The organism is Neobacillus sp. plas4 (genome assembly GCF_057221695.1).
The window spans coordinates 2915313-2926898 of record NZ_CM170152.1 but is presented as its reverse complement, the minus strand read 5'-3'; the positions used below and the strand labels follow the sequence as shown (position 1 = coordinate 2926898).

The 11586-nt window shown below is 34.4% G+C and carries 8 protein-coding genes; 1 reads left to right on the top strand and 7 read right to left on the bottom strand.

What is annotated here, in order from left to right:
* Positions 1-107: 107 nt before the first annotated feature.
* Positions 108-2015, bottom strand: a complete 1908-nt coding sequence (locus AC2TFD_RS14570) for a 3'-5' exonuclease (protein ID WP_484676143.1) — start codon at positions 2013-2015, stop codon at positions 108-110.
* A gap of 245 nt (positions 2016-2260) precedes the next feature.
* Here AC2TFD_RS14570 and AC2TFD_RS14565 point away from each other — a divergent pair, with 245 nt between their 5' ends.
* Positions 2261-2641: an ABC transporter ATP-binding protein gene (locus AC2TFD_RS14565; RefSeq protein ID WP_484676142.1), complete on the top strand. Its 381-nt coding sequence runs from the start codon at positions 2261-2263 to the stop codon at positions 2639-2641.
* 221 nt (positions 2642-2862) lie between these two features.
* On the opposite strand, the gene AC2TFD_RS14560 is transcribed toward AC2TFD_RS14565, so the two are convergent.
* From AC2TFD_RS14560 to AC2TFD_RS14535, 6 genes are all read right to left on the bottom strand, one after another.
* On the bottom strand, positions 2863-3219 hold the full coding sequence (locus AC2TFD_RS14560) for a globin domain-containing protein (RefSeq protein ID WP_484676141.1): 357 nt from the start codon (positions 3217-3219) through the stop codon (positions 2863-2865).
* A gap of 339 nt (positions 3220-3558) precedes the next feature.
* On the bottom strand, positions 3559-3642 hold the full coding sequence (locus AC2TFD_RS14555; protein ID WP_222860759.1) for a putative holin-like toxin: 84 nt from the start codon (positions 3640-3642) through the stop codon (positions 3559-3561).
* A 1781-nt stretch (positions 3643-5423) separates the two neighbouring features.
* Complete coding sequence (locus tag AC2TFD_RS14550; RefSeq protein WP_484676140.1) at positions 5424-6266, bottom strand: DUF2971 domain-containing protein; 843 nt, start codon at positions 6264-6266, stop codon at positions 5424-5426.
* A gap of 20 nt (positions 6267-6286) precedes the next feature.
* Positions 6287-7321: a hypothetical protein gene (locus tag AC2TFD_RS14545; protein WP_484676139.1), complete on the bottom strand. Its 1035-nt coding sequence runs from the start codon at positions 7319-7321 to the stop codon at positions 6287-6289.
* A gap of 201 nt (positions 7322-7522) precedes the next feature.
* Positions 7523-8476 carry a tyrosine-type recombinase/integrase gene (locus tag AC2TFD_RS14540; RefSeq protein ID WP_484676138.1) on the bottom strand — a complete coding sequence of 318 codons (954 nt, stop codon included), beginning with the start codon at positions 8474-8476 and terminating at the stop codon, positions 7523-7525.
* A gap of 563 nt (positions 8477-9039) precedes the next feature.
* A complete protein-coding gene (locus AC2TFD_RS14535; protein WP_484676137.1) occupies positions 9040-11583 on the bottom strand; it encodes a DEAD/DEAH box helicase in 2544 nt (847 codons plus the stop codon).
* Positions 11584-11586: the final 3 nt, after the last annotated feature.

Here is an 11586-nt window from a genome sequence, read left to right as displayed (position 1 = left end):
TTTATAATACTATTCGTTACTTATACGTGTTTAATTCCAAGATAAAAAAGCAATGCAAATAACAATAATATATGTACATTGCTTCTTAATATACCGACATAAACCTTTTAATTAACTCTCTCAACACCTTGTTTTACTTGTTTTCTTTCTACATTGACTTTATCTAAATAATTGGTAAATTCAGATTCCCCAGAGTAAGAAAGGCATAAATATTCTTTTGCCCTAGTCATCCCTATGTATAGAAGTGAAACTTCCCTTTCCTTATTTTCCTCGAGTGGAAAAGGCATGGAGTCCACATTAACGATAAATACTGCTCGGAAATCTAGCCCTTTGCTGCTATCAATGGTACTGATTTTGATTTTACCGTCCTCTTTTTCATATGTACGTTTAGAAACATCATTTTCCGTTATCCAATAGAAAGGAAGCTTCAATTGATCCAAATAGCGTTTAATAATATCAATAATCGGATATTGATGTGTACGCTTTACTCTGTATAGAATTAAAACGTCTTCAAGAGGTACTTTCCTCTCTATATTTAACTTCTGTATAGACCGAGCAACAATTCTCATTTCCTCAAAGAAATTCGTTGCTTTAATAATTCCTGGTTCAGGGCCTTTTCGCTTGGTGCTCTGTGGGGCAATAATTTCCCCTTCTAGATCACGATTGCGAACTTTATTCTTAAACATGGAATGTTCACGATAAAATTCCCATGCAAACTTGACAATTTGCTGGGTATTTCGATAATTAATCGACAGGACCTTTGACCTTCCTTGGAAGCTTAAGCCGGTATCCTGCAGATAAGATCGCTTCCGCTGATAAATCGTCTGCGCACGGTCCTCTACCAATAAAAGAGACTGTGTATCTGCATTTATAAGCAAACTTACAAGCCGGAGCCAATCTGCCTCAAAGTCCTGCCCTTCATCAATCAAAACCGCATCATAGGTTGGAAGAATTGCTTCATTTCGTTCTAGTTTTTCTATGATATCTGGCAACTGCTGCTCCCTTATCCTTAAATCATTCTTTAACCAGGAGTGAAAATTTCTCACAATAATATTCTCATTTCGAACAGATTTAGCATTCGAATCAAAATCAAATAAATCCTCAGGTTCATTTAACATATGATGAATCATTTGCTGAATCGCATTCGAAAGGGATATATTGTAGCAAAGGATGAGAATCTTCCAATCAGGATTCTGCTTTGATAGCATCTTTGCCCGGCTGGCCAAAATGATTGTTTTCCCGCTCCCTGCTACTCCCCGTATTAACCTGTTCTTATCCCCAATCTGCTTCGCCAAATTCTCCTGATGAAGGTCCATGGTCTTAATATCATGCAGGGATAACAGTAGCTGATCTTGATAAGGAACAGGTGGTTTGAATTCCGCACTAATCCGAACCTCAGGAAATAAGTGATAACGAATCGCATTTATATCATCGAAGGAAAGTGGCTCTCTTAAGCGAAATGGTACCACAAACATATTCAGAATCTTTTCCATTAATACTTCTTCAGAAAATCCTTCTTTTTCCGGATCGATTTCATCCCTAGTTAAACAAAGATTCGGCTCAATTACCGAATATAAACCTTCCTTGATAAAATCCTTTGAATACATTCTAGTAAAAACAACCCCATGGCCATAAGGGAACTTTAATTGAAACTTATATTTACCATCTAATTGAATGAGATTTTTATCTTTTTTCAATGTATCGACAACATGAAACATATTGTCTCTTGCCTGCTTCATCGGACTCTTGATGATCGCTTGATCTCCAGATGTTGCAACTATATGCCATTCTTCATGGTTGATTTGGAAAAGTGTATTCTTGGTATAATCCTTTACTTCCAAAACTACAATGCCAAGATCTGGTCCAATGATCACAAAGTCAGGTCTTCTTCCTTGAATATCCGGTTCAAAATAAACTATGTAATCATCCGGTAAAAAGGTCTTTAGCGTTCGGAAAAACAGCCTCTCCCCTGTTGTGGCTGATGATCGAATTGTCTCAGGAATCGTTATAGCCATTACATCCGCTCCAAAAATTTCAATTTTCTCCATTATACTACAATTAGGTCCATTCACCCATAATATTACAAAAATCTTGTAATTTAATAGGATTCATTCCGCCTTCTTTGACAGTTTTCTACCAAAATTAACAATTAATCCGTCAAAGGTATTGTGTTTTGCTTTATAATATTTTATTAATAGTATTATAGGAAAATATGACCATGATAAGAATGTTAGTTTTCACGGAAAGTGGAGTGTATAAAGTGATTAAAGGGATAATGGAAAAGTTATTTAAAATGCCTCAAAATACCAGCAAACCACATAATCGAACGATCAGCCAGGAAGAAGTAGAAGCATTAGTGGATGCAAAACTAAAAGAACATGCTGCTGCATTAGAAAATACTCTATCAGAACAGGTAAACCAAAATAAAGGAATTAGCCAGGATGAGGATTACACTTTATCAGGAAAGCAAATTGAATATGCACTTTCGTTGATTGAGAAAGTAAAAGAGGAATTTGTATTGGCAATTGAACCTTCTAAATTAACGTTAAAAGACCTTAATAGATTAATTGCCTATAATCGGTACAAAAACAAGGGTACGCTTATTAATCTTGTGAAAAAGGGTGTTCTTAAAAAGAAATAAAAAAAACTCACTCCAAAAATAAAAGAGGGTGAGGATTTTTTGTCAGAAACCTAGGTTTGATCAATTTTTCTAGCGAAGGCGAATAATCCACCCTTGAGTTAGTAACTCAAGGATGGATTAATTCTTTGTTACCATCAAAGTATTTTGAATAGGTCTATTATCTCAAGATTGTTGCAAGATTAGCACGAATCATTCACAGTTCCATTATTAATAATCCATGCTCATTTAATTATATTTTTCAACAAAAAATCAACCTTTGTTATTAGATGTTCCTTAACTCGAATATCCATATCCATTTCATTCATGGTTTCTTTCAATCTGCTAAACCAGACCGCGGCCCTTTCTGGAGATATTTGAAATGGGTGTCTCTCTTTTACCTGTGGAACTTGGCTACTTTGATCTTGAGTTGATTCCTCGTTAACTAAACGGTTAATAAAAAATCTTTGTCGATTCTTAAGCAATTCGATATCCACGTTTCTTTCATTAAACATTGAAATATAGTAGGAATCTTTTAGCAATTTATCATAAAATCGATCTACTAGTTCATCCACTTTTTCCTGTTCCAATGTTATAGCCACATCCATTCCCTCTTTTTTTCGAAGTAGTTTCTACTGTTATTATAGTGAAAACATCATTTGAAAGTTGTGACTTATATCACAATTGAACGATTGGTAATTACAATATATTCCTAAAAAACATATACAACGAACAAGCAGATACAATTTTATTGAATTACGAGCTCGCAATTTTAATTGTTTATATATGACTTGTTAGGTATAATATATAGAATAGATGAATAAATTAAAAAAGACCGAACATGCAGCAACATGTCCAGTCCAGCAATAGACGGTTCCCATCAAGGGATCGGCTCATTTGAGGAAATAATCCATCACCTGGTTGCCAAACTCAAGGGTGGATTATTTTTTTTGGTTAAATGACAGTATTGCTACGACTAAACTTGCAAATGCAATCGTAATCATAAAAGTTTCAAAAACTGTCATTCAGCATCACCCCCTTTCTTTATGGGAGTGTGCCGACCACCCTTGAGAAATCCTATTCTATTGCCCTTTAAGTATATCATAAATGCATAACATAAGAACGTATATTCGCAAAAGTACAAATAAGTACTTTAAACAAACATCCACTAAATATTGATCCTAAAGAAATTGAGCAGAAAATTAATTTGTTTAGATTGCCATTTAATTAATGTTATTCAATCAATTAAAAAAGAATGATTAATAAAATGGACTGGCACTAAGCTTCCTGTTGAATATAAACATCACCTCCACTATAGAAAAAATTATGCAATGGAAAAGTGAAAAGTTTTCTTCTACAGATTGATTTCATACGCTTATATAAACATTAATCATAAAGGACAAGGAGAATTCAAATATGATAAGTAATACAGATTTGAAGCACTTGCGACGTTGTGTTGAATTAGCAAAAATTGCTCTGGAGCAAAGGAAGGAGTCTGGCAACTCCTACAAACCTTTCCAACAACTTCACCGTTCTCATTAACTAGCTCCAGTTGCTTTGTTCTTTTTGTTTCTCTAACTTTTAACATTCAACTCAACTCCATTTTATTATTTTTTTATACAACCTTTCTCCAAAAGAAAAAGGCTTTCGTCAAAGCCCTTAAAGAGAAAAGTTGAACAATAGTCAGAAGGGAGAAGCAAGCTCTTGTTCTCTTGGGAGAGGTTCTCTGAGGCGGTCAAGAGCTAAACTTCTGAGGTCTCCTCTAGGGAGACGATAAACTGATAAAAGGGAGGAGCTGGAAGGGAATCACAATTCCTCAAAATTAAACCAGACAGGAGTGAAACAGAAATGAAAGAAATTAGCAAGAGAAGAGGTGGCTCATGACTGAGCCTGATAAAATTTCATAACTCAATGGCTAAAAAAAAATCTCTTAAAAACCCTCTCATATATAAATATGCTTGAGGTGTGACTTCTCTTAAAAGCTCCCTCATATATAAATATGCTTGAGGTGTTTAAGCACTTTAAAAGTCCCTCTATAAATAATGTGCCAGAGGTGTCACATTTCTTAAATACCCTCTAAATATATAAATATGCTTGAGGTGTAAACTCACTAAAAACCGCCCTCATAAATAATGTGCTGAAAGTGTGACATTTCAAGAGCCGCCCTCTGGAGCAAAAATTTCAGTCCAATTTTTTAGTTTCTAAAACTGCCAGCCTCTGACTCAAAAAGACCCCCTCCCTCTCATAATTTTGAGGTCTTTCTCTTAAGGACAATGAGGAGTTTCAACTTTCCTCAGCACTCCAAATGTCGTGTATTGACCTTCCTCAGCACTCTAAATATCGCATATTAAAACAACCTTCACACTTACTCTCCCAAGGTCTCAAGCTACTTTGAGGGTTATTTGATTATCTTGTATCTTATGGCAATAAGTAGCTTCCTCAAGGTAATGAAAAAGAGCTGGCTTTATTGGTTCCAGCTCAAGGAGGCACTTTATTTTATTTTTGGTTTTGGCTATTAGGGGAGCAAATGAGTGGGCTTATTAGACAGCTCGATAAAGATATGAATTTAAACCAAGAGGTGTCTTATTAGTGAAAACAAGAGAATAATAATCAACAAAAATATGAGGTGTATGAATTAGTAATACTCTTTGGTCTTGAAGTCAGTGTAAATAACCGAGGAGGAAAAACTGGAGTAAATATTCTTGAGGAGCTTTTTTGCATTTTATCTGAGGAGCAGCCACCACCTCATTGGACTCTTACGGAAGTAAGAATCCCTCCAAAGTGGAAGGCTGGTGGAGTAGAAATTTTAATAAATAAAATCCTTATATAAGTCAGATTGAATTACCTTGTCTCGGTTTAATCCGTATTTATTAACCATTTCAGTCACCTTATCAACTACCTCTGGAGTGCTCCTTGGAGAGACATAAATTTTGTCAATTAGTTTATCAAGCTCACAAGAAACGAAAGTTCCCTTTGGATGAGCAAACTCATAAGACTTCTCTTCAAGCAGCTCCATTTTTTCTTCCCATAAATCATAAGAAACACCACGACTATCAAACAGTCTTTCCAAATAATCTTGGTCAATCCTACTTGCAACAATCATCAATCTGAGCTCGTTCTCGTGGGAAAATGACTTCCTTTTATAAAACAACGTGTCATAAATATTTTTGCTGGTCATTTCTTTATGAAAGTCAATGTACTGAATTTTACCAGTGAAAACTTTGTATTTTAAATCAGTAATTGAGTTTATAAGACTTCTATAATCCGATTTTATGGAAACCCCATCTTTCCCTCTCAAATATAAGTCCCACATTCCAGCCGACTCATGTTCGTTAATATGCCAACATGAAATCCCTGAAAAATCTTGAACTTGTCTCATTTCTTGTCTTGAAGGAAGATAAGGTAATTCCAAATATTTATCTAATTGTTGTATATCCCATTGTGAAAAACTTCCCTCAAGTCGGTCTTCAAAAACACTTGGTTTAGTAAAAAACATTGCTTTGCTTTTTAATAATGACTCAAGCTTATCTAAGTCCATGTACTTCCAAGCAGTGGGGTTTCCACTCACTTTATATTGGTCGCTATAATCGTAAACTGACTCAAATTGCATTGCATGACTGTAAACTTTCCCTTTTAATTTTAAATCCATGTAACCTTCCCCCCACTAATTCACAAAAATCTACAATTAAAGATTTTATCGATTTGCAGCTCATCTGTTTTTATCTTGCTGTCAAGGTACTGAAAAATTAAAAACTCAAGGAATCTCTTACTTTCATGAGTAAGCTCCATAGTAATTGGGTTGTTTTTCTTTTGGTCAGAAAAAACTTTTCCATGTCCAGCTCGGTTTCTGGCAAGAAGGAGTCTCTTTATCATTGTTGCTACCCTTGAGTACCTTTTCTTGCTTAAGTCCTGTTCATACCTTACCATATAGAAAGCCTTCAAATACTTTGTATCCCATGAGACTCCATTAATACAGTTATCAATAACCGACTTATAATGGTCATTGCCAAAGATTTTCATACGAAAGTTTACATCCATTATCGCTTCGATTCCCCTGTATGCAGTCGTCAATGAAGAACAAAGCTTTTCATAATGTAACATATTTAGAAATTTGTACTCGTCCGTTTCGTACCAATGCAAGTCCACACGTCCGTGACTGGCGATATATGAGCCCACGAGGTTTGTATAAAAAGTCTCCTGAGCTTGATAAAAGCACGCCAGAGCAGTCCTCAATCTTTTATCATTAAAAATAAGAGTGATTAGCTCCTCATGCTCTTTGAAAAATTCATTACCCATAACGATTCCGCTACCCAATCGGTCTTTTTCAAGTTCATTTCCAAAATGATTTAAATCAAAAATTTTATCAGGGGTTTCTTCACCATTACCCCCAAGCCTTAGAACAATTAGGTCTTCACTATAATAATGTTTTATCAGCCCTAATAAAAACTTTATTGATTCAAATACGCTTACTGCTGTCTTGTGGTTTTCTGCTTCAATTATTAAAGAACCGTAATCTCCAGTAATAACCCTATTAAGGAGTCTCCAAGTTCTTGTTTCAATGAGTATCTCTGTATCTTTTTCTGCTTCATCATACGGTCTTACAGAGTAACCAAAGTTACTCTTTTTCACTTTCCCAACCATTATTCCGACAATAACATACAACTCTTTAGCCAAATCAGTTCCCCTACTTTCCAAGGAGTCCATGAGCTTACTTTATCATGACTGCAAAGACACCTTCCTTTAACTTCCATTAGAATAAGCATTTACCCTTAAGCTCGTCAATACTTTAATTAAAAATATTACAAAAAAAAGGACTCCTTATGAGCCCAAAGAGTTTCCCTTATATGGTTATACTGTAAACTGTAATATTTGTTCTAATTATCAGCTTGCTCAATCCCTTCAGAATTATTTAAATACATTTTTGAGAGGACTAAAAACATTATGCTGACGCTTAATGTCCAAGTTAGTCATTTGAATATATTTTCGAGTCATACTCATATCAGAGTGACCAAGTATTTTTTGTAAACTGAAAGGGTCTCCTCCGTTCATGATATATAGTATTACTCCAGTATGACGCATAACATGAGGACGAACAGCTTTCTTAATTCCAGCTAACTCAGCCACCTCATGAAGTCTTGTCCTCCAAGTGTTTGAAATCATTTCTCTACCGTCATAAGTCAAGAAAAGAAGGTCTTCTCCAAAGTCCTCAGACTCATTCATGTACTCCTTAAGTAGTTTCATGGTCTTACTTGACAGCGGTACTTCTCTTGCCTTTCTCGTTTTCGTATTCATTGCCTCCAGCTTAACGACTCCAGCCTTAAAGTCAATATTGCTCCGTTTCATTGCGAGCAGCTCAGAAATACGAACCATTGAATCGAGAAGAACCATGACCATGACTTTATCTCTGAAACCAACATAAGTGGACTCATCAAAAGCATTTAACAAAGTCTTTATTTCCGCAACAGTTAAAGCCTCAATAGTGTCCTCCGCTGTTTTCATTGGTTTAAATTTCTCATGAATTGGAGTTTCAATGAGCTCCTCAAGATAGCACCAGCGGAGGAAAGCTCTCATTGTTCTTTTACGGATATTAACCGTTGTGGGCTGTAATCCCTTCTCATTTAACATGAAATCAACCCACTCAAGAAACACCTCAAGTGTCATTTCCTCGCTTGATAAGTCTCCTTCAAGATAATCAAGTAACCATTGAAAATGAATCTTGTACTCTTCAATAGTACGAGGAGCTAACCCCTCAGATTGTTTAAACCACATGAACCGCTCGAACATTTCTGACATAGTGAATGTCTCAGTTACCTTTCTTACTGGGCTAACTCTTCCATGATTTCTAACACCTTTACGCATACAAAAAACCTCCAAATATAGTTATTTGAAGGCTCTGAACACACACAGTTTCAACTTCTCAGTTTCACACAGACTCGTTTAAAATGAGCAAAGACTGTGGAGGTGAGAAATTATGTATTTGATTGAAAAGTCAAGGGTTGGCGGGACTGTGTGGGAATCGAACCCACCAAACCTTACACGAAGGTCTCAAGCAGTTTTGAAGTTAGAGGGAAGGCGTTATTTCTTGTTATTAGTAGTTTACATTAGTTATCTGGAATCCTTGACATTAAAGGGATTTCGGGCGATTTCATAAGATTTTGTATTTCCTAATTATCAGTAGTTATCTGTAGTTCGTGACCAAAATGTTACCAGTTAGTGACCAAAAAAAAAACAAGATAGTTATAATTCAAAAACACTGCCTTCCTCTTTTTATTATAGTTACCGACTCAAGTTACAAACCGTTCCTTTTTCAAAAAGGATTTGCAGTTTTTAATTATTTTTATCTTGTTTTTTTTTTGTTAACAACGTCCTACATTAGCTGATGAATACCAGTCGTGGGAGAAAAAAAAACTGCAAGTTTCCCACTACAATATGTCTTGTACATTTTTAATTTGGTTCCTTAGATAATTAGAGATATTTAAAGCTTCAACGTTTAATTTCCTAAGCCACTCCAAGTAAACACCAGTGTCTTCAACAGGCTTATCATTAAAAAATTGAGATAACCTAATTGCAGCCTCCCTTGGTAGACCCAATGCCATAAATTCTAATGCAGGAACAGAGCAAGCACCAAATTCCAAATAAGAAGTCAGATTTATTATTTTTTCAGCTTCTTCTTCTTTACCAATAAATTTTAAAAACTCTTTTAACACTTGTGTATATATTTGGATATATTTGACAAGTAGAAATCTAACTTTTCTATCTAAAAAATCAATTTGGTCCTTAACATAACTTGTTAATCTTTGTTCCTTATAGGCAAGGGATCCTTTTTGATAAAAAATAATACTAGAAAGTGGTTTCTCAGTTAACCATTGATAACTGGTAACTGCTAGTTTCTTAATATACTTTTCAGACCAAATTTCTTCATTCATAAAAAATTCATTTATATATTCCAGAATCTTTTTAAACCTGTTGTAGCCTTTGTCATAACAATAAATAGGCTTTAACGGAATAAAGTTTTTGTAATCTTCTTGGTTTTCAATCAAGAATTTCCAAAAGTCATTAATTCTATCCGGAACTATCCCTTGTATATTACGTAAGAGATCCACAGGAGGAAGAAAATCGTCAATTATTTCTTTTACTGTATTATCTATTTCAATGAATAAATGTTCATTTTCAGAATTTTTATATGGTGTGTCTGTCAAATACTTTCCTTCTAATCTGTTTTTAACCACCAAGGATACTAGTTGTTCATTGTAATCATCAATCCCTGAGGGTTTAGCCCGGTCACTTATAAATTCTTTAAATATATTTGCTTCTGTTTTTAAGCGTGTCTCCGATGAAGGTGTTATTGCGAATTGCCTTTCACTTGATAAAGGGTTTACTTTCCAAGTATTTGGGTTAATACATATGATGTTACCTGAAAAATCATTTCCCATTCGTCCGGCCCTACCTGCTAGGTTCCAAAAATTCAAACTATCCATAGGAGTATTTCTTCCCTTTTCAGGTTTTAACATGAAGATATTCTTCGCTGGCATGTTAAGTCCTTCTAGTAAAGTTGATGTGCAACATACAATCTTTATTGCTCCTTCTTTAAACAACTCCTCTATACCAGACCTAATTATTGGTGGTAGAGAGCCAAAATGGAACGCTAAACCTCTTCTAATAAATTCTGCTAGTTCGTAATTACTTGAAATATACTCTTCAATAAATTCTGCAAACTCCTCAAGTCTTTCATCATTAATAACTGGGAACTCCCCACTGTTATATAGTATTCTTGCAGTAGTAGCGGAGATTGCAGGTTCATTACAATAAATTATTGAAGTGTTTGAATTCCATAATCTAATTGCAACATTAGCAAGTATCCCAGCCATTGAACTTCCTTGCATATTAAATGGTATTTTTTTTATTAATATTTCTTCATTCTCAATATTTGAACTTATTGTTAGGCTCTTTTTTGCTTGTTTAACCGTAATAACATTTTGGCTCACAAGAGGAAATTGGTCTTTTTCTTTTACACCATTTTCGATATTAAATGTAGTCAAGAACTTTTCTGGATTACTAACTAATGGACTTGAAAAAAAGATTTTTACTTTAGGAAATAAATCCTTAACAAAGTTAATAGATCTTTCTAATAGGACCCCTCTTCCATCGCTCTCTATACTATGTGCTTCATCAACGATGACAAGTTCAATGTTTAATTTCTTTATTTCCGGTTTCGCACAAAGTTGAAATAGCCTTTCTTGTGTTAACACTAAAATTTTTGATTTATAAGTACTATTTAAAACGTTTTCTATCTCGGATGAACTACCTATGTATATATTTTTCATATTTAACTGTTTTAAATTATCTACAAAATCACTCATAACTTGTTTTATTAATGCCCTAGTGGGAACAATATATATAACTGTTGTGTTTATATCTTTCTTATATAAATAGTGAAGTACATATTTTAAAAGAACGAAAGATTTACCTGCTGAAGTAGGGGCAGATAAGCTTACACCATTGCCGTTTATTGCAATATCAACAAACCTTTTCTGAAAATTGGTTAGTACATATTTCTCATCTACTAATTCTTTTTCATTTAGGCTTTCATAAACATATTCTTCAAGTGCAGAAATTCCCCCTAGAAGATTTTTATATTCTTCTATTTCGATTACTTTTTCTAATAATTTAATCGCCGGAAAATTACCTAATTTTCTTAATGCTAGAAAAGAACTTAAACATATCCCTTTACTACTATTTAATTGGGGTAGGTAAATAGCTAATTCTAGTGCTAATACTTTATCACTATTATCCTCTGAAATAGCTAGAATATTTGCAGCTTCAGCTAATATCCTAAGTTCTTCCAAGGACATGAAGTTTTCATTTATAGAAAATAGCTCATCTTGTAGAATTGATTTCTTTAATTTTTTTATTAAGTCGGAGAGTAATTGTCTATCTATCCAACTTTTAACTTCTACTGAATTCATTTA